Here is an 18,820-nt window from a genome sequence, read left to right on the forward strand (position 1 = left end):
AAGAGTACCAGTCTAGCTGGAAGAGTAGCAGATTCCCCTAATGCCCAAATAGTGCGTGTTGGGAACTGAGCCGCCAGCCAGCCTGCTTGGTAGCAAGTCATATCGAATTTCCGGAGTGCCGGTCCAATCTACCCCTGCCATCTTGTAAAGCCTCAGCAGAAATGCTGGGGCTTTTTTCGTTTTTGTCTTTTCAGACTAACTCAGAGTGCTTGCTCGATAATTTACTCGAATCTGTTAGTTACCGACCTAGTTCTTCTGGGATCTTCTAAGTCTTCAACAGAAGTCCTGAAGCTTCTCCGCCTCTTCGTTATTTAAAGTGAGTGTTGCCAGAAGCTAACGTGATAAGAGGTCGACTTCCTGTTATTATCGGCGCTGAATTCTAATAATTAGGAAGCAAGTCTATGCCACATCTTCGATTTAGAGCGGTCGAGCCACAAGCGGTTCAAGCGCTATCAAAACCACTTACTGACGAACTACAGCCTCTTATGGACTGCCCTCGCGAAGATTTTACGTTCGAATATATCTACAGTACATTTTTCAACGAAGGTGAAGTAAGTGCTGCTTATCCTTTTGTTGAAGTTTTATGGTTCGATCGCGGTCAAGAAACGCAGAACAAGGTTGCAAAAGCAATAACTCAACAAGTACGTGGTATTGTGGGTGAAGATATCGATGTTGCGGTAATTTTCTCTGCACTCTCTCCTAAAGGCTACTATGATAATGGTGACCACTATTAAGGAATGAGCGTGATGAAGCTGAGTCTTTCTTTTTGTTTAAGTTTTCTATTCTCAGCTTCTCTTTATGCAACTCCGTGGGAGCAGGTCTCTGGTCCCACAAATAACACTTCTTCCTCTATCGGCAGTTATGCCAATGGCTGTCTAGACGGCGCATCTCCACTTCCTTTGGATGGTATTGGTTACCAAGTGCTACGTAGCAAAACGAAGCGTTACTATGGGCACCCACATACGATCAGTTTCATTCAAGAACTAGCAAAAAAAATGAATCAAGATTTAAGCACAACGTTGTTGGTTGGTGACTTGTCATTGGCTCGTGGCGGGCGTTTCTCTTCTGGACATTCTAGTCATCAAACAGGTTTAGATATCGATATCTGGTTGCGTCTAGCCGATGAACCTTTGTCGTACAATGAGCTCCAGCTGCCTAAACCAATGAGCGTAGTTGATCTTAAAAAATATAAGATTTTGGAAAACCGTTGGGAAACTCGACACTTTGAACTGATTCGTAGCGCAGCGCAAAGTGAGGGTGTAGCTCGTATTTTTGTTCACCCGGTGATAAAAGAGCAACTTTGTAAGCAGGAAGGGGGAAAAGACAGGGGGTGGTTACGCAAAGTTCGCCCTTGGTGGGGGCATCATTATCACTTCCACGTTAGATTAAACTGTCCGGAGTCGAGTGCTAACTGCATCAACCAGGCTCCTCCTCCAGTGGGTGATGGTTGTGGAGCTGAACTTGCGAGTTGGCAACCTAAAGCTACGCCACCTCCCGTGGCTAAAAAGACAGTCAAAACTACGCCCAAGCCTAAGAAGAAAAAGATAATGCCTGCACAATGTCTGCCATTGATTACTAAGAAGTAAAGGGTAATTCCTTCCTATCAAGCTGCGATTAAACCTACTAGGTATCTCCATTATGAAACTGGAGAAAGATCATTCTTTTGTCTACAGTGAATAATACCAGTATAAAAACTAACCTAATTAGTTTTGGTGGCATATTACAGAAATCTAAATTAAACAAAGGGTTATGTGGTTTTTCTTGTAGTTATAACTCTGGTTTTACAAAGATCTTTTCGTCGCGATTCTCTGGTTTCTTAGCAATATGTCTGTTGGTTGGTGAAAGACAAATGGCAACGCAGACAAGTGTATTGAGGTGGGTATGGAGACTTTCCCCATCTAAGAGTTAATCAAGGACAAAACCATGACTATGATTTGTGCAAAAGAATTTGCAGAGTGGTTAAGACACAGATTTAGCAGTGAGAATAAGGGAGTCTATCTGACTCGAGAGGATGTTAATCACCTGACAGGACGTCAGCGTCTTGACCCGGGATTTGTTAATGATGTGCATTACGAACTAATGCAATATGGGATGGCTTTCGTTACGGATACGAGTCGAGAGAATTTCTATTTGATACCTGTCTCACAAGCTGAAAATTGGCGTGAAAGGCTAGAGTATCATTTCGAGAAAGAGCTCTTCTGCAACATTATTCCTATCGAGAAATCAGGTTAAAAAAAGGTTCAACTTTGAGCGCAAAGTTGAACCTCTTTCAATTACGCTAGCCCTTGAATAATCACGAACTTTTCTAGCAATTGCTCTTCAGTCTCGACATGATTTGGGTCGGTAATAATGCACTTCGTAATTGGACACACCGACTGACATGTTGGTTTTTCGTAGTGACCTTTACACTCTGTACATAGAGCAGGGTCAATTTCGAAAATGCTGTCACCCATAGTAATTGCACCATTAGGGCACTCAGGGTCACACATGTCGCAGTTGATGCACTTATCGGTAATAAGTAGTGCCATGATTACTTACCAGTTGGGTTACGGGTATCCTGACCTGCATTTAAGTTACGCATCAACAGACCGTATTCCAGATCCATGTCTTCTGGAACCGGGATAAATACAAAGTGACCGTTACCTTTTGCGTCTTCAATTGATTCTGACTTACGGTTTTCCATCGCTTCTAGCGTGAAGATTACGTTGCCTTTTGGCGTCATTAGCTCAAGGCTGTCACCAACGATGAACTTGTTCTTCACTTCAACTTCTGCCATGTCACCGCGACGTTTGCCAGTGAATTCACCAACAAATTGTTGTGCGTCAGATACAGAGTAACCGTAATCGTAGTTCTGGTAGCTGTCGTGAGTGTGACGACGTAGGAAACCTTCTGTGTAGCCACGGTGAGCTAGGCTTTCTAGCGTACCCATTAGGCTCTCATCGAATGGACGACCAGCAACTGCGTCATCAATCGCTTTGCGGTAAACCTGAGCAGTACGTGCACAGTAGTAGAATGACTTGGTACGGCCCTCGATCTTCAATGAGTGAACACCCATCTTAGTTAGACGTTCTACGTGTTGGATTGCACGCAGGTCTTTCGAGTTCATGATGTAAGTACCGTGCTCGTCTTCGAACGCCGCCATTTTTTCTTCTGGACGGTGACTTTCAGAAAGCAATACCACTTCGTCAGTTGGTTTGCCGCGACCGATAGTGGTTTCTGGGCGTTCGTCTGCGACTTCGATTGCTTGAGCTTCGTTTGGATCGAACGCTTCAACAATTTGACCGGCGTCGTTTTCTTTACCTTCTTCGACTTTATATTCCCAACGGCATGCGTTAGTGCAAGTACCTTGGTTAGGGTCACGCTTGTTGATGTAACCGGACAGTAGGCAGCGACCAGAGTAAGCCATGCATAGAGCACCGTGAACGAAAACTTCTAATTCAGTTTCAGGACAATGCTCGCGAATTTCTTCGATTTCTTCTAGAGAAAGCTCACGAGAAACGATCACGCGCTCAACACCGTTAGCAGCCCAGAATTTAACAGTTGCCCAGTTTACTGCGTTCGCCTGCACAGACAGGTGAATTGGCATTTCTGGGAACGCTTCGCGAACCATCATGATGAGACCTGGATCAGACATGATAAGTGCGTCTGGACCCATTTCTACCACTGGTTTAAGGTCACGGATGAAAGTTTTAAGCTTAGAGTTGTGCGGTTGGATGTTGCATACCACGTAAAGCTTTTTGCCTAGGGCATGCGCTTCGTTGATACCGATTTGTAGGTTTTCGTGGTTGAACTCGTTGTTACGTACGCGAAGGCTGTAGCGAGGTTGACCAGCGTATACTGCATCTGCGCCGTAGGCGAATGCGTAACGCATGTTTTTAAGGCTACCTGCTGGAGATAGTAGCTCTGGTACGAATGCTTTCTCTGTTGTCATTGCTCAATTCTCTTAATATCTGATCACAAGTCAGGCCAATTCCACCTCATGGAAATGGGGCGCAAATTTTACGTCAAAATGTGACCTGTGACTAGGAGAATTATGGTTTGGATAAACAAACGCCCTCAAAAAAAGTGAGGGCGTTATGGTTAATCTTTGTACGAAATTAAGCGTTAGGGTTTGGCAGACCGCCCAATGCTTCGTATAGATTTGGTAGGAAAGCGCTGAACTCGCCACACATTAGAGAGAAGTCTGCGTCGAAGCGAGCAGCCTGATCTTCGCGTGGGATATCATCGTTTTGGTCTTTTAGTTCATCAGAGAACTTCAGACGTTTGATGCCAGAATCTTCTGCCATGATGAATTCGATACGATCTTGCCAGTTCAGTGCTAGCTTAGTCACAACTTTGTCTGCAGCGATGTGGTTGCGGATTTCATCGGTTGTAAGCTCTTGCTTCTTACAACGAATCACGCCGCCTTCTTCTAGCACAGACTTAAGCTCTGCTTCGTCCATCATTGTGATGCCTTGTGGTGTATCACCAGTTTTTACCCATTCAGTTAGAGTTGTTTCGATCGCAACTTCTGGGATTGCTGGTACAACAGGCAGGCTACCCATTGTCTTACGTAGTAGTGCCAATACGTCTTCTGCTTTTTTGTAGCTGCTTGCATCAACAAGGATGAAGCCTTCTTTTGGCATAATCAGCACGTAAGTGTGGCTGCTACGGCTGAACGCACGTGGCAGGAGGTCCATTACGATGTCATCTTTCAGGTTGTCTTTCTCTTTCTTTTTAAGAGGACGACCTTCCTGTGCTTCCATTGCTTCTACTTTTGCATTTAGTGAGTCTTTGATCACTGAAGCAGGCAGCATTTTTTCTTCTTTCTTAGCGCAAATCAGAATGCGGTTTTCAGAAACGTGCGTCATCATGTCGCCATTTCTACCCATCGCGCTAACCCAGCCAAACTTTTGCTTATCTTGGCTTCCACAAGGGGTGAATCGGAACTCGGCTAGTTGAGTTTCCAGTTGATCGGCGTTGAAGTTAACCTCGCGGTTAACGCGGTATACCAGACAGTTTTTAAACCACATAAATCTTCTCTAGGCTTGATGACAAGGGACTAATCATAGGGAATTTTCCCGGCGTTGTCCTAATTGAATTGAAAAAGATCATGATGAATCTCAAAAGAAAGTTATATGAAAATTTGTTTTCAAAGGTCACAAAAGTGTCATAATTGGTAGTAATAATGCTTATGCATAGAGGGGCGCTTTGTCCTTTAAATTCATTAGCTCAACTAACATAAGGTTATTCAATTATGTCTAGAAGGATTCTGGTTGTTGAAGACGAAGCTCCGATTCGTGAAATGCTATGCTTCGTGCTTGAACAGAAAGGTTATCAAGCAGTAGAAGCAGAAGATTACGACTCTGCGGTAACCAAACTGGCTGAACCCTTCCCGGATTTAGTGCTACTAGACTGGATGCTACCAGGTGGCAGTGGTATTAACTTCATCAAACACATGAAGCGCGAAGAGTTAACTCGCAACATTCCCGTTGTGATGCTGACAGCTCGTGGTGAAGAAGAAGACAAAGTGCGCGGCTTAGAAGTTGGCGCGGATGACTACATCACCAAACCTTTCTCACCAAAAGAGTTGGTTGCTCGCCTTAAAGCCGTTATTCGCCGCGTAACACCGACTGCGCTCGAAGATGTGATTGATGTACAAGGTCTGAAGTTGGATCCTGTTTCTCACCGTGTGACCGCAAATGATGAAGCGGTTGATATGGGACCAACAGAGTTCAAAATGTTGCACTTCTTCATGACGCACCAAGAGCGTGTTTACAGTCGTGAACAACTACTAAACAATGTTTGGGGCACCAACGTGTATGTAGAAGACCGTACCGTTGATGTACATATTCGTCGTTTGCGTAAAGCGCTTGAGGCCGCAGGTCACGACAAACTCATCCAAACTGTTCGTGGCGCAGGATACCGTTTCTCGACGAAGGCATAACATCGCTAGCAGCTTATCAATACCATTTCTGGAGTAATGAGTGGTTGAAAGATTGACTTGGAAAAAGCTGGCCTGGGAGCTGGCTTTTTTTTACACCCCTTGGGTGATAATAGGTTGGATATTCGGTTATATGCCGTGGTTGCTTTTGGCGGCCACGGCTTTGCAGCTTGTATGGCATTTGCATAATCAGGTGCGCTTGTCGGCTTGGCTGTGGGATGAAAAGCGTCTTACGCCACCGTCAGGTAGTGGCAACTGGGAATCGTTATTCAACGGTTTATACCGATTGCAACAACGTCAGCGTCGTAAGCGTAAAGAGCTTACCAATTTGATTCGCCGTTTCCGTAATGGTGCTGAATCGCTGCCGGATGCGGTGGTGGTGTTTCGTGCTGAAGGTAACATTGTGTGGTGTAACAAGCTCGCGCAACACCTTTTGGGTTTCCACTGGCCGGAAGATTCTGGGCAACCTATTTCTAACCTCATCCGTACTCCAGACTTTATTAAGTACATCAATAAACAAGACTTCTCAGAGCCGCTAGAAATGCGCTCACCATTGAATGTCGAGCGAATGTTGGAACTGCGTATCGTACCTTACACCGAAGGGGAACACCTGATGGTGGTGCGTGATGTGAGCCAACTTAAACAGCTTGAAGGTATGCGTCGTAACTTCTTCGCTAACGTATCTCATGAGCTTCGTACACCGATGACGGTACTGCAAGGCTACCTTGAGATGACGGAAGATCCAGACATGATTGTTGGTCCAATGTGGACGAAAGCGCATGGGGTGATGACAGAGCAGCTCAACCGCATGAACAGCTTGGTTAATCAGCTTCTGACGCTGTCTAAGATTGAAGCGGCACCAATGCATGAGTTGGAAGATGTGGTCAATGTCCCTAGCATGTTAGAAGTGCTAGAAAAGGAAGCGGTAAGCCTAAGTGGTGATGATCAACATCAGTTGAAGTTCGACGTGGATTCTAGTCTGCGCGTGCTCGGCGATGATGACCAACTGCGTAGTGCTATCTCTAACTTGGTGTACAACGCGGTGAAATACACCCCACCTGGTGCACACATCAACGTTCGTTGGTATCAAACCGCACAAGGCGCTTGTCTAGAGGTAGAAGACAGCGGTGATGGTATTGAACCACAACACTTACACCGATTGACCGAGCGTTTCTATCGCGTCGATAAAGCCCGCTCACGAGATACCGGCGGCAGTGGTCTTGGCTTAGCCATCGTGAAGCACGCGTTGAGCCACCATGACTCTCATCTCGAAATTTACAGTGAAGTTGGTGTCGGCAGTAAGTTCTCCTTCATCCTACCAAGTCGTTTGGTGGTGAAGTAATGAGTGTCGTATCCAAAGCAATTAAGAAAATCACTCTAGCCACGTTGATGCTTTCCAGCGTGGCTGTTGCACAAGATAAACCGCTGCCGAATTATCAAAAGACGACTGGTATAGCGGGCAACTTATTGTCAGTCGGTTCGGATACGCTAGCGGGCATGACCACGCTTTGGGTGGAAGAGTTTAAATCTATCTACCCGAATATTAATGCTCAGGTTCAGGCGTCTGGTTCATCGACTGCGCCACCGGCGTTAACGGAACAAACTGCACAATTCGGCCCAATGAGTCGCTCAATGCGTATGCGTGAGATCGAAGCATTTGAGCGGGTGCATGGTTACAAACCAACGGCGCTTCGTGTTGCGATTGATGCGATTGGTATTTTTGTGCACCAAGATAATCCAATCAAAGGGCTTAATTTCCATCAGTTGGATGCGATGTTTTCCGCGACTTTACGCTGTGGCGAAAGTGAGTTCATCACCAACTGGCGTGAGTTAGGCATCAAAGCTGAGTGGGCGAAACGTAATTTGCAGCTGTTTGGTCGTAACTCGGTATCGGGTACGTACGGTTATTTTAAAAGTAATGCCTTGTGTGGCGGTGATTTTAAAACTCGTGTGAACGAGCAACCGGGATCGGCGTCAGTGGTGCAGTCTGTGGCATCAACGATCAGTGGTGTAGGTTATTCAGGCGTAGGCTATCGCGTGGCGGGTGTTCGTTTAGTCCCAATTGCGAAAACAGGCACAGATTACGTTAGCCCTGTGCGTGAAAATATCATTTCAGGTAAGTACCCACTATCGCGCTACCTCTATGTATACGTGAATAAACATCCGGACTATCCGTTAAGCCCAATTGAAGCTGAGTTCATTCGCTTTATGTTCTCAGCTCAAGGGCAAGCGCTGGTCGCGAAAGACGGTTATGTTCCGATTACTGCTGATTTCGCTGTCGAGGAATTAAAAAAGGTCGGTTTATAAGCCGACCTTTTTCTTTATCTCATTGAGTTCGTAGTTAGAAGTTCAATGTCCATCCTGCGCTTTCCCAGCGTTGCTGTTCTTCCTGCAAATCGGCATCGAGCAGTTTGTTATTCTCCAACCAATCTTCCTCTACGCAGGTAAGTACCCACTTATCTTCTTCTATCGATAATGTCAGCTCTGGTAGCGGGTCATCATTGCGTTGACCGTTGACCACAATGGCTAGACGCAGAATCTTAATTAAGTTGATGATGTCACTCTCTCTGTAGAGGTTAAACTCTGGGAACTCATTCAACTTGAGGGATTTACGTTGGAAGCGAGCTAAAGTCGCCAATACCAATTGCTGCTCGCGGTTAAAGCCGGGCAAGTTTGAGTGCAGCAGAATGTAGAATGAGTGACGATGGAAACCGCGCAGACTGATGCTCAAGCCGACTTCATGTAGCAAAGCCGCCCATTCCAATAAATCAAACAACTCACTTTTCTTCTTGATACCTAGTTCAGAACGAACATTGCACAGCATCTCTCTTGCATGACCTTTTACGCGTGCTGCGTGTTCGATATCAACGCGATGTTGTTTTGCGAGGTTTTCTGTGGTGCGCATACGAATATCAGAACGAGCGAAACGTTCTTCCATCTCGTAGAGCAGCCCTTCTCGCAATGCGCCATCCGAGAAGAACATCTGGTTGATTTTTAGTGATTGGAAGATGGCAGATAAAATGGCTACACCAGCGGCAAAGACTGGCTTACGTTCGTCGGTCAGACCAACTAGTTCAATATCATCAATGGACTCAAATTCGCACAATGTGTCGATGAGCTTACCCAAACGCTTATTGGTGATCAGCCCATCTTCATGACCCAATCCAATCAAGACTTCGCGAATCGCTTTAATAGTACCTGAAGAGCCGAGGGCAATATCCCAGCCTTTCTTGCGGTATTTTGCAGCAATGGACTCCATGCGTTGCTCTGCGGCGAGAATCGCTTTGCTGAAGTTCTTCCGTGACAGTTTGCCATTATTGAAGAACTGCTCGGTAAAACTCACACAACCCATTTGCTTACTGTTGAGAAGCTCTGGCTCAAACTCTTGACCAATGATCATCTCGGTACTGCCGCCACCGATATCGACAACTAACTTGGAGTTAGACTCCGCTTGGGTGTGCGCGACGCCGAGATAGATGAGGCGAGCTTCTTCTTCGCCCGGAATGATTTCAATTGGGAAAGGCAGCACCTCTTTGGCTCGTTTTATAAAGAGGTGGGCGTTGTTAGCACGCCTTAAAGTGTGGGTGGCTGCAATTCTTACGTTTGAAGCTTCAAAGCCTTGCAAGCGTTCGGCGAACATCGCGAGGCACTCAAGACCTCGCTCCATTGCAGCATGGCTAAGATTGAGCTCTGAATCGAGTCCGGCAGCTAAGCGCACTCGCTGTTTATGGCGGCTGACTAATTGCAGGTCACTTCCAACAACTTTCGCCACCACCATATGGAAGCTGTTCGACCCAAGGTCAATGGCTGCAATATGGCGTACATCTTGTTCAAGTATTTGAGGCATCTGCTTTTTGTTTTCTTGTTTGCTTCTCTATATTTTTAAGATAGTCGTAGATGGCAACTTGTGAGCGAACTTTTTTACGATTACCTCGTGGTACGTAGTTGTTGCTCATCTCTTTATCTATCAAACGAGCCTTTACTGTATCGGTAAAGTGAATGTTAGTTATATCAATAATTCGCTGTTTCAAACGTGGATCACGAACCGGAGCGGCAACTTCAATACGATGATCGATATTTCGCGTCATCCAGTCCGCTGATGAGATATAAACCTGCGGGTCGCCATCATTGTGGGTGATCACGACACGAGGGTGTTCGAGGAAACGGTCAACAATACTGATGATGCGAATGTTCTCGCTCACGCCTTCAATACCAGGGACGAGTGAACACATACCGCGGATGATCATATTAATTTTCACCCCAGCATTGCTTGCTCCATAAAGTTTATTGACGATGCCTTTGTCGACTAAGTTATTCACTTTGATCGTCAGTGCTGCTTTCTTGCCGGCTTTTGCGTTGGCAATTTCACCGTCAATCAGACGGTAGAGTTGTTTACGCGAATTGCGTGGTGAAACAATGAGGTGATTAAACCTTACAGGACGGTATGGGTTCTCTATATAACCAAAGACGTTACGGACTTCATTGGTAATTTCTTGATCTGCAGTTAGCAGCGCGAAGTCGGTGTAGATACGTGCGGTTTTCTCGTGGAAGTTACCTGTTCCTATATGCGCGTAACGTACGATTTCACCTTCTTCGCGGCGGCTAATCAAGAGCAGTTTTGAGTGAATTTTTAGACCCGGCGCACCAAAGATAACGTGTACGCCTGCATCGGTGAGAACCTTTGACCACTCGATATTGGCTTCTTCATCGAATCGGGCTTGCAGTTCCACCACCACAGTTACGCTTTTGCCATTGTGGACGGCATCGATCAGTGAGTTCATCAAGCGCGAATCTTTAGCAACGCGGTAGATATTAATCTTGATCGCCAATACTTTAGGATCGAAGGAAGCTTGGCGAACCAGTTCAGAGATGTGATCAAAAGTGTGATAAGGGTAGTAAAGCAAAATGTCTTTGGCTTTGATCGCATCGAAACTGTTGGCATAGCCTTCGAAGTCGGCACATTTCATCGGTGGCATGGGTTTGTTTTCTAGGTACTCACGACCAACATTTGGGAAGCCAATGAAGTCTTTAAAGTTGTGGTAACGACCACCGGGAATCAAACTGTCGTAGTTGGAGATTTGCAGTTTGCTGCACAAGAAATCGAGCATCTCTTGCGGCATTTCACGCTCGTAAACAAAGCGCACTGGCATGGCAGTCAAGCGTTGGTTCACCCCTTCAGACATCTGTTCAAGCAAGCTGTATTCGATCTCTAGGCGTAAATCGTATTCGGCATCGCGGGTCATCTTCATCGCGTAGCCATTTAGCTCGTCATAATCGAAGAAGCCTTTAAACAGCTCATCCAGACAGTAACGGATGATGTTGTCGAGCAGAATGATGGTCTTGCGACGTTTGCCTTTTTGCTCCGGAACCATAACGAAGCGGGGTAGGTGGTCAGTTGGGATTTCGAGTAAAGCGTATTGGGAATGATCGTCTTTGCGCAGATCGACGGTAATGTAGGCGTATTCGTCTTTAAGAAACTGCAACACATCGATGTCATCTTTAATCAAAAGCGGAGTGATGTGTGGCATGACTTCTTTGCGAAAGTACTTGGTGATCCAGCGTTTTTGGGTGTCATCTAACTGGTTTTCGTTAACCAAGAAAATGCGGCGTCGCGCCATTTCTCGGATCAAATCACCGTACAGTTCATCAAATTGTTCGTTCAGCCTCAATGCTTTGGTTTGCATCTTAGTTAACAAGTGCTTAGAGTTATCGCTTCCACCTCGTTCTTGGCTGATCAAGATCCGACGTTTTACGTCTGCAAAGCGAACCTTGTAGAACTCATCTAAGTTATTGGAAAAGATCCCTAGAAAACGAATACGTTCGATTAGGGGGACGGTTTTATCAGCGGCTTCTTGTAATACTCTCTCGTTAAAAGACAACCAACTAAGTTCTTTTTCTATATAGAGTTTTTCTGCGCTCATAACCTTACCTAGCCTAAAATGAAGTAAATCCGCACTCATCTGTGGGATAAAAAAAGATGAGCCTGAACATTATGAGGTTTACGTTACAGATTTATTTCATAACACGGTCTGCATAAGAGTTGTATTCTTTTCAGTTGTTTAATGTGATCTGTAATATAATTGTCATCTTAACGACATATTCTAGTACTAAGTCAAAAAGGGTAGAGAGATCAATGGCACAAGCCGAGTTTTCATTGCAGGAAAAAGATAAAAAACGATTGATCAAAGATCGTTTGGTTCGATTTGCAGTGACATCCGGTGGTGTAGGCGTTCTTGCTGCTCTTGTGTTGATCTTCGTTTACCTTGCGATGGTGATCATTCCTCTGTTTTCTGATGCAGAGATCGAAACCAATTATGCCGCTCGTGCTACCCAAAGCGGGAAGCCACTCGCAATTTCCGTTGATGATTACTCTCAAATCGGTCTGGTGTTAACCCAATCCGGTGAAGTGCGTTTTCTTCCTCTCGATGATTCCAGCAAGCCTGCGCTGTACACTCAGCAGATAGCCAACAACCCAGTGGCATTTTCTCAGTCTGCGCCAGGGTTAGGGTGGTATGGTTTGGTTGATGACCAAGGCAAAGCGCACATCTTCAAGCCAGAATTTAACGCAACGCTGCGCGAAAACACTCGCCCACCAGAAGTCGTGCCGTTTCGAACTTCAATGGACATGCAACTGACAGATGCATCCGATCCTGTTAAGAAGTTTGTTTTTAGTACTTCCACGCAAGCTCCAACCCTTGTTTGGCAAACACAAAGCGGCGTAATAAAAGCGCGTTGGCAGGTTCCTCAACTGTTAGATGCATCACCTGTTACCCATGATTACACCTTCTCTTCAGGTTTTGATGCGCCAGACCAAATGTTGCTGACGCCAGATGGCAATAACCTTTACTTGCGAAATGAATCAGAGCTGATTGTCTTGGTGAAAGGTGACAACAAGTTCTCAGTGCGTGAAGTGATCGATCTGACTCAGGGTGATAAAAAGCACTCAGTGAGAACGATGGATTTGTTGGCTGGGGCGTATTCCCTGCTTGTTACGCATAACGATGGTCGTGTATCGCAATGGTTTGATACGTTGCAGGGCGACCAGCGAACTTTGACTCACATTCGTGACTTTAAGTTGGCATCTGAGCTGAAGTATTTACTTCCCGATTCACACCGCAAAGGTTTCTACAGCTTTTACACCAACGGTACGTTGCAAAGCCACTACACCACCAGTGAGAAGTTGGTGTTGTTTAAACGTGCCTACAAACAAGCGCCAGTGATGGCAGGAATGTCGAATAACGAGCGCTACCTGATCACATGGCAAAACGACGAATTGAATGTCGCGTTTGTTGATAACCCGTACCCAGAAGTCTCTCTGTCCTCCTTATGGCAAAAGGTTTGGTATGAAGGTTACCCAGAGCCCGAATTTGTGTGGCAATCCACCTCTGCCAGTGATGACTTCGAGGCGAAATTCAGCTTAGTGCCAATTGCGTTTGGTACCATCAAGGCGGCGATGTTCGCAATGTTGTTCTCGGTACCACTGGCTGTACTGGGCGCAATTTATACCGCTTACTTTATGTCACCACGTATGCGTCGCGTGGTGAAGCCATCAATCGAGTTAATGGAAGCTTTGCCTACCGTTATCATCGGTTTCCTTGCCGGACTTTGGTTCGCCCCGATTGTGGAAGACCATTTGATTACCGTTGTGGTGATGTTGTTTGTTCTGCCTCTGAGCACCATGGTGATGGGCGGTCTATGGGCGCTGATCCCACAACCGATACGTAACCGCCTGCCAAACGGGTGGCATGCTTTGGTGTTAATGCCTTTGCTTCTGCTGTTGATCGGTTTGGGTGTGTGGGTATCACCAATGCTTGAACAAGCCTTCTTTGGCGGGGACATGCGTTTGTTCCTGACTGACCATGGCATTGGCTTTGACCAACGCAACGCGCTGGTGGTTGGCTTGGCGATGGGCTTTGCGGTTATTCCAACGATTTTCACCATTGCCGAAGATGCGATTTTCTCTGTGCCGAAACACTTATCGGATGGTTCATTAGCACTTGGCGCGACGCCATGGCAAACCCTGATTTATGTGGTCCTGCTAACAGCCAGTCCGGGGATCTTCTCCGCAATCATGATGGGACTGGGGCGTGCTGTGGGCGAAACCATGATTGTATTAATGGCGACGGGTAATACGCCATTAATGGATTGGAACGTGCTAGAAGGCTTGCGTAGCTTGTCGGCAACCATTGCGGTTGAATTGCCAGAGTCGGAAGTAGGCAGTTCGCACTACCGATTATTGTTCCTATCGGCATTAATTTTGTTTGTCTTCACCTTTGCGGTGAACGCCTTGGCGGAATGGGTTCGTCAAAGACTAAGAGATAAATATCGTGCGTTGTAATCAGTTAACGAAAGAGCGAGTAATAGCGTGTTAAATTGGATTCGTTCTGGCGCACCTTGGATTTGGTTAACCGGGGGAGCGGTAAGCATCAGTCTGCTTTCTGTCCTCGGCTTATTGCTATTGATTGGCTGGAAGGGATTAACTTACTTCTGGCCGGCGCCACTTTATCAATGGAATGTTGCTGCACTGACACCGGTGCAGGGCGAAGTGCTGCATGAAAATTCGATTCTGGTTGGTCAAGTTTACGAGCGCAGCTTTGTGCCAAGAAGTTACCTACCAGAAGAAGCGGCGAATAAACTCGCGGATGACGAAGAGTTTGCGACGCGCCTAAACATCAAAATTGCCAACCGTGAATTGTACCCAGCGGACTTTATTTCTGTGTTGAGAATGCAGTTGGATGATCCAACTACGCCGGGCGAATGGGCAGTGATTGAACGCAGCAGCGGTGGCTACTTCTTCGGTAAGTTTGTTGCCTTCCAAGATGGTAACACGCGTTACGAAAACAACATTCAAACGCTTTTGGATCAAAAGCTCGATGATGCCGAAACCTTGCATCATGAAATCGACATGCTGGTGGATGACCAAGTAAAAGACTTGGGATGGCAATTGGAGCAGCTTCGTTTAGACAAACGTAAGCATGAGCTTAACGACACCATAACTGAAGACTTTTTAGCAAACAACAGCAAGCGTAAGGCAGAAATTGAAGCTGAGTTAGCCAAGCTAGACATGCAACTTGACGGGCTGCGCTTGGGCTTCTCTGATTATGCGCTGATTGTCGAAGACATGACTGGGACTCAAGTTTCGATTCCATTAGAAGACATTTTGGACTACTGGTATCCAAACCAAATGTCACTGCCTGAAAAGGTTGCCCATTGGGGAAAACAGGTTTGGAAGTTCTTATCCGAAGACCCTCGTGAATCGAACTCAGAGGGTGGTGTTTTCCCAGCGATTTTCGGGACGGTTTTCTTGGTTATCATCATGTCGATCATCGTAATGCCATTGGGTGTGATTGCGGCGATTTATTTGCATGAATATGCCAAGAATAATGCCCTAACTCGGGTGATCCGTATTGCGGTGATTAACCTTGCAGGTGTTCCTTCTATCGTTTACGGCGTATTTGGTTTGGGCTTTTTTGTTTATACCATTGGTGCCTCAATCGATAACCTGTTTTACGCCGAGCGATTACCTGCTCCAACCTTTGGTACGCCGGGCTTGTTGTGGTCTGCATTGACGCTAGCAGTCTTAACGCTACCTGTGGTGATTGTTACCACAGAAGAAGGTTTAACCCGTATTCCGAGTTCAGTTCGCCATGGCTCGTTAGCCTTGGGTGCAACGCAGTTCGAAACGCTTTGGCGTGTGGTTTTGCCTATGGCAACCCCTGCGATAATCACTGGTTTGATTCTCGCGATTGCTCGTGCTGCGGGTGAGGTAGCACCATTGATGCTGGTGGGGGTCGTGAAGTTAGCTTCTAGCTTGCCAGTGGATGGGCAATTCCCTTACGTGCATTTGGACAGAAAGTTCATGCACCTGGGCTTCCACATTTACGATGTCGGATTCCAGACCTCTAATATCGAAGCTGCGCGTCCGTTGGTTTACGCGACTTCCTTCTTACTCGTGACGGTTATTGTCGGACTAAACTTAACAGCAATCAGTATTCGTAATAATCTGCGAGAGAAATACCGAACTTTAGGACAAGATTAAGCATGTTTAACTTTGATAATACATTAGGTTATGAGCCGCCATTGGATGTGCACAACCTGACGGATGAACAAACGGCTATCTCGATTGAGAACCTTAATCTTTTCTATGGTCAGACTCAGGCGTTGCATGATATCTCTATGCGTATCCCGAAAGGACGCGTAACCGCATTCATCGGACCGTCAGGTTGTGGTAAATCCACATTGCTGCGCTGTATCAACCGCATGAACGATTTAGTCGAAGGTTGTAAGGTGACAGGTAAAGTACGTTTGCACGGTAAGAATGTGTACAACCCAAGCGTGGATGTGGCAACGCTGCGCCGTCGAGTAGGCATGGTATTCCAGCGCCCAAACCCATTCCCTAAGTCGATTTACGAAAACGTGGTTTACGGCCTTCGTTTACAAGGTGTGAAGAACAGTCGCATGTTGGACGATGCGGTCGAGCGTTCACTGCGTTCTGCGGCATTATGGGACGAAGTAAAAGATCGTCTACATGAAAACGCATTTGGACTTTCTGGCGGTCAGCAACAACGTTTAGTGATTGCTCGCGCCGTCGCGATTGAGCCAGAAGTACTATTATTGGATGAACCAACATCGGCTTTGGATCCAATCTCAACTTTAACTATTGAAGAGCTTATCAACGAGCTCAAGACTCAATATACTGTGGTTATCGTTACCCATAACATGCAGCAAGCGGCGCGCGTCAGTGACCACACTGCGTTCATTCATATGGGTAAGTTGATTGAATATTCGGATGCGGATTCGATCTTCACCTCTCCAATGAAGAAACAAACCGAAGATTACATTACCGGTCGTTACGGTTAAGCCGCGACCTTTCAAGGATTAAAAGGAAAGCCATGCACTTTGGACGTCACATCTCAGGACAATTTAACGTAGAGCTAGAATCGATTCGTACCCATGTACTTACCATGGGAGGCTTGGTAGAACAACAGTTGTCGTATGCTATTCAAGCCTTGCACAAGGAAGACATCGAACTGGCGCGTAAAGTTGTGCGTGATGATCACAAAGTCAACGCGATGGAAGTGTCGATTGATGACGCTTGTACTCGCATCATCGCTAAGCGTCAGCCTACAGCAAAAGACTTACGCTTGATCATGGCTATCATTAAGACCATCACAGATCTTGAGCGCATTGGTGATGTTGCAACGCGTATTGCCTACGTGGCGATTGAAAGCCCATCATCAAAAGAGCGCCAATTCCAAGTATCGTTAGAGCCTTTATGTCGGCAAGCAATCCAAATGCTTCACCAAGTGCTCGATGCCTTTGCGCGTATGGACGTAGAAGCCGCAGCAGAAGTGCACAAGCTTGATGATAAGTTGGATGCGGAATACGAAGCGGTGATTCGTCAGCTGATGACTTACATGATGGAAGATCCGAAAAACATTCCACATATTCTGCAAGTGATGTGGTCGGCGCGTGCCATTGAACGCGTGGGTGACCGTTGCCAAAATATCTGTGAATACATTATCTACTTCGTGAAAGGGAAAGATGTACGCCATCTAGGTGATCAAAGCATCGATGACGTACTGAAGTAAGTCTTAAAGGCGCAAACCAAAGCCTAGAGAAAAGTTAATGGCAGTGTCTGTGTAGGTGTGTGTTTTATCGTTCATGAAAACGTCTAAATCCGCACCTGCTCGAACTGATAATATTAGGTTAACTTGATATACGTAAGCGCCACCAATACTCAATCCGTTCGCATCTCTTCGTTCATTGCGATACGTTCCATCGTACTGCGCTAATCCTAAGCTCGCTTGAAATCCCATCTGTGGTTGATGACCAAATAAGTGTTGAAAGCCAATACGGTAGGCGTCAATGGTTTCATCATAATTACCGCTCTTATAAGTAATCTGAGAGTAATCAAAATACAGCGCATCAAAGCCCGCAATATCGGTCGCCCCCAATTGGATACCTGCCCCTCGAAATGAGCCAATCTTAACTTCTGGAGAGACATAAATACCTGAAGCTTGGACACTAATAGGAGCGAGAATAAGGGCAGCGAGAAAGAATTTGCGTTTCATAGAGTTACCTAAATAAAAGCCTTCCTTGGCTATGAACTTATTGAGTGCAGTTTTTACTTAAAGCTAATTTGAACACCAACGCCGCCAGCAACGTCAGATGAAGAATATTTGCCTGATGATTCATAGTGGAATGTGCCTGACAGGCTTACTTGATCACTTAGACCGTACGCACCACCAATCGCTACTGCTTCTTTACTACCAGAAAAACCCACACCGGCACCGATTGCCAGTTCACCATTGGTTGCGTAAGGGCGAGCGTTGGTCACTGCGTGTAGACTTGCGCGAATACCATCCATTTGTTCTGCTTGTTGGTTTAAGCGGTAGTCGTATTCTGCGGCTAAGCCTTCTAAGTGGTTCAGACGGTCATCCGTCGGGTTATTTTCAATAGGGTTTGATGGCAGTTGCGGTGTTGGACGCTCAGGGACTTCAGGAATACCGTTGTCTGGTTCAGGAAGCGTTGGGTGCTCTGGTGCTGCTTCGATTGGTGGTGTTGGTGATTGATCTGGATGTGGACGATCTGGCACTCCAGGAACACCGTTATCAACTTCTGGTAGAACAGGTTGCTCTGGCACACCTTGAATTGGGTTGGTTGGAATGCCTGGGTGTGGACGATCCGGGATAACAGCTGCAATTGAGCTGAAAGAAGCAAGAAGGGTGCAAGCAGCGGTAAGCTTTACAATTTTTTTAGTCATGTCTGAACTCTCAATAAGTAAACGAGGGACAGCATCCTTACTGTAAGCAATCGCTTTTTGTCATTTCCCTTAAAAGCAGGGCTATCTTATTGAGAAGTATGATTTATGACTAAATGGCTATCGTTATCTTA

General features: G+C 46.1%; 17 protein-coding genes. 10 read left to right on the forward strand and 7 right to left on the reverse strand.

Features of this window, described 5'->3' with window-relative positions:
• Positions 1-401: 401 nt before the first annotated feature.
• From VHA02S_RS02115 to VHA02S_RS02125, 3 genes are all read left to right on the forward strand, one after another.
• Positions 402-734: a DUF1904 domain-containing protein gene (locus VHA02S_RS02115; protein ID WP_009697655.1), complete on the forward strand. Its 333-nt coding sequence runs from the start codon at positions 402-404 to the stop codon at positions 732-734.
• 12 nt (positions 735-746) lie between these two features.
• Positions 747-1,586, forward strand: a complete 840-nt coding sequence (mepA, locus tag VHA02S_RS02120) for a penicillin-insensitive murein endopeptidase (RefSeq protein WP_038898452.1) — start codon at positions 747-749, stop codon at positions 1,584-1,586.
• 337 nt (positions 1,587-1,923) lie between these two features.
• Entirely contained in the window at positions 1,924-2,232 is a 309-nt protein-coding gene (locus tag VHA02S_RS02125; RefSeq protein WP_005445270.1) for a hypothetical protein, read from the forward strand.
• 41 nt (positions 2,233-2,273) lie between these two features.
• On the opposite strand, the gene VHA02S_RS02130 is transcribed toward VHA02S_RS02125, so the two are convergent.
• The 3 genes from VHA02S_RS02130 to rdgC all read right to left on the reverse strand — a co-directional run bounded on the left by VHA02S_RS02130 (position 2,274) and on the right by rdgC (position 5,012).
• Entirely contained in the window at positions 2,274-2,528 is a 255-nt protein-coding gene (locus tag VHA02S_RS02130) for a YfhL family 4Fe-4S dicluster ferredoxin (RefSeq protein WP_005445273.1), read from the reverse strand.
• 2 nt (positions 2,529-2,530) lie between these two features.
• The gene (gene trhP / locus VHA02S_RS02135) at positions 2,531-3,931 is read right to left on the reverse strand and encodes a prephenate-dependent tRNA uridine(34) hydroxylase TrhP (protein WP_005440369.1); all 1,401 of its coding nucleotides are present in this window, start codon (positions 3,929-3,931) and stop codon (positions 2,531-2,533) included.
• Between the two features lie 166 nt (positions 3,932-4,097).
• The gene (gene rdgC / locus VHA02S_RS02140; RefSeq protein ID WP_005445276.1) at positions 4,098-5,012 is read right to left on the reverse strand and encodes a recombination-associated protein RdgC; all 915 of its coding nucleotides are present in this window, start codon (positions 5,010-5,012) and stop codon (positions 4,098-4,100) included.
• 224 nt (positions 5,013-5,236) lie between these two features.
• Here rdgC and phoB point away from each other — a divergent pair, with 224 nt between their 5' ends.
• From phoB to VHA02S_RS02155, 3 genes are read left to right on the forward strand one after another with little or no spacing between them, the layout of a single operon-like run.
• Positions 5,237-5,926, forward strand: a complete 690-nt coding sequence (phoB, locus tag VHA02S_RS02145; protein WP_005424836.1) for a phosphate regulon transcriptional regulator PhoB — start codon at positions 5,237-5,239, stop codon at positions 5,924-5,926.
• 40 nt (positions 5,927-5,966) lie between these two features.
• Positions 5,967-7,265 (forward strand): phosphate regulon sensor histidine kinase PhoR, encoded by a 1,299-nt coding sequence (phoR, locus tag VHA02S_RS02150; protein ID WP_005445279.1) that lies wholly within the window; start codon positions 5,967-5,969, stop codon positions 7,263-7,265.
• Complete coding sequence (locus tag VHA02S_RS02155) at positions 7,265-8,230, forward strand: PstS family phosphate ABC transporter substrate-binding protein (RefSeq protein WP_038898453.1); 966 nt, start codon at positions 7,265-7,267, stop codon at positions 8,228-8,230. The genes phoR and VHA02S_RS02155 overlap by 1 nt, the downstream gene beginning before the upstream one ends.
• A gap of 34 nt (positions 8,231-8,264) precedes the next feature.
• Here VHA02S_RS02155 and ppx read toward each other — a convergent pair whose 3' ends face one another.
• Together ppx and ppk1 are read right to left on the reverse strand one after the other, a co-directional pair.
• The gene (ppx, locus tag VHA02S_RS02160; RefSeq protein ID WP_038898454.1) at positions 8,265-9,770 is read right to left on the reverse strand and encodes an exopolyphosphatase; all 1,506 of its coding nucleotides are present in this window, start codon (positions 9,768-9,770) and stop codon (positions 8,265-8,267) included.
• Positions 9,754-11,844: a polyphosphate kinase 1 gene (gene ppk1, locus VHA02S_RS02165; protein WP_038896018.1), complete on the reverse strand. Its 2,091-nt coding sequence runs from the start codon at positions 11,842-11,844 to the stop codon at positions 9,754-9,756. The genes ppx and ppk1 overlap by 17 nt, the downstream gene beginning before the upstream one ends.
• A 212-nt stretch (positions 11,845-12,056) precedes the next feature.
• Here ppk1 and VHA02S_RS02170 point away from each other — a divergent pair, with 212 nt between their 5' ends.
• From VHA02S_RS02170 to phoU, 4 genes are read left to right on the forward strand one after another with little or no spacing between them, the layout of a single operon-like run.
• Positions 12,057-14,261, forward strand: a complete 2,205-nt coding sequence (locus VHA02S_RS02170; protein ID WP_038898455.1) for an ABC transporter permease subunit — start codon at positions 12,057-12,059, stop codon at positions 14,259-14,261.
• A gap of 27 nt (positions 14,262-14,288) precedes the next feature.
• Positions 14,289-15,962 carry a phosphate ABC transporter permease PstA gene (pstA, locus tag VHA02S_RS02175; RefSeq protein WP_053051845.1) on the forward strand — a complete coding sequence of 558 codons (1,674 nt, stop codon included), beginning with the start codon at positions 14,289-14,291 and terminating at the stop codon, positions 15,960-15,962.
• A gap of 2 nt (positions 15,963-15,964) precedes the next feature.
• Positions 15,965-16,783 (forward strand): phosphate ABC transporter ATP-binding protein PstB, encoded by an 819-nt coding sequence (gene pstB / locus VHA02S_RS02180; protein ID WP_009705559.1) that lies wholly within the window; start codon positions 15,965-15,967, stop codon positions 16,781-16,783.
• 32 nt (positions 16,784-16,815) lie between these two features.
• A complete protein-coding gene (gene phoU / locus VHA02S_RS02185; protein WP_005440349.1) occupies positions 16,816-17,514 on the forward strand; it encodes a phosphate signaling complex protein PhoU in 699 nt (232 codons plus the stop codon).
• 3 nt (positions 17,515-17,517) lie between these two features.
• Here phoU and VHA02S_RS02190 read toward each other — a convergent pair whose 3' ends face one another.
• Together VHA02S_RS02190 and VHA02S_RS02195 are read right to left on the reverse strand one after the other, a co-directional pair.
• Positions 17,518-17,997, reverse strand: a complete 480-nt coding sequence (locus VHA02S_RS02190) for a hypothetical protein (RefSeq protein ID WP_038898472.1) — start codon at positions 17,995-17,997, stop codon at positions 17,518-17,520.
• Positions 17,998-18,050: 53 nt separating this feature from the next.
• Positions 18,051-18,689: a YadA C-terminal domain-containing protein gene (locus VHA02S_RS02195; protein WP_005445292.1), complete on the reverse strand. Its 639-nt coding sequence runs from the start codon at positions 18,687-18,689 to the stop codon at positions 18,051-18,053.
• Positions 18,690-18,820 lie beyond the last annotated feature (131 nt).

The sequence above is a fragment of the Vibrio harveyi NBRC 15634 = ATCC 14126 = KCTC 12724 genome, assembly GCF_001591145.1.
Lineage (GTDB): Bacteria > Pseudomonadota > Gammaproteobacteria > Enterobacterales > Vibrionaceae > Vibrio > Vibrio harveyi.

Coding starts and splice junctions, on each gene's coding strand:
- ppk1 (WP_038896018.1), bottom strand. CDS start 11,844: ATGAGCGCAGAAAAACTCTATATAGAAAAAGAACTTAGTTGGTTGTCT.
- VHA02S_RS02190 (WP_038898472.1), bottom strand. CDS start 17,997: ATGAAACGCAAATTCTTTCTCGCTGCCCTTATTCTCGCTCCTATTAGT.
- VHA02S_RS02195 (WP_005445292.1), bottom strand. CDS start 18,689: ATGACTAAAAAAATTGTAAAGCTTACCGCTGCTTGCACCCTTCTTGCT.
- VHA02S_RS02155 (WP_038898453.1), top strand. CDS start 7,265: ATGAGTGTCGTATCCAAAGCAATTAAGAAAATCACTCTAGCCACGTTG.
- VHA02S_RS02170 (WP_038898455.1), top strand. CDS start 12,057: ATGGCACAAGCCGAGTTTTCATTGCAGGAAAAAGATAAAAAACGATTG.
- pstB (WP_009705559.1), top strand. CDS start 15,965: ATGTTTAACTTTGATAATACATTAGGTTATGAGCCGCCATTGGATGTG.
- VHA02S_RS02125 (WP_005445270.1), top strand. CDS start 1,924: ATGACTATGATTTGTGCAAAAGAATTTGCAGAGTGGTTAAGACACAGA.
- rdgC (WP_005445276.1), bottom strand. CDS start 5,012: ATGTGGTTTAAAAACTGTCTGGTATACCGCGTTAACCGCGAGGTTAAC.
- mepA (WP_038898452.1), top strand. CDS start 747: ATGAAGCTGAGTCTTTCTTTTTGTTTAAGTTTTCTATTCTCAGCTTCT.
- phoB (WP_005424836.1), top strand. CDS start 5,237: ATGTCTAGAAGGATTCTGGTTGTTGAAGACGAAGCTCCGATTCGTGAA.
- VHA02S_RS02115 (WP_009697655.1), top strand. CDS start 402: ATGCCACATCTTCGATTTAGAGCGGTCGAGCCACAAGCGGTTCAAGCG.
- trhP (WP_005440369.1), bottom strand. CDS start 3,931: ATGACAACAGAGAAAGCATTCGTACCAGAGCTACTATCTCCAGCAGGT.
- ppx (WP_038898454.1), bottom strand. CDS start 9,770: ATGCCTCAAATACTTGAACAAGATGTACGCCATATTGCAGCCATTGAC.
- phoU (WP_005440349.1), top strand. CDS start 16,816: ATGCACTTTGGACGTCACATCTCAGGACAATTTAACGTAGAGCTAGAA.
- VHA02S_RS02130 (WP_005445273.1), bottom strand. CDS start 2,528: ATGGCACTACTTATTACCGATAAGTGCATCAACTGCGACATGTGTGAC.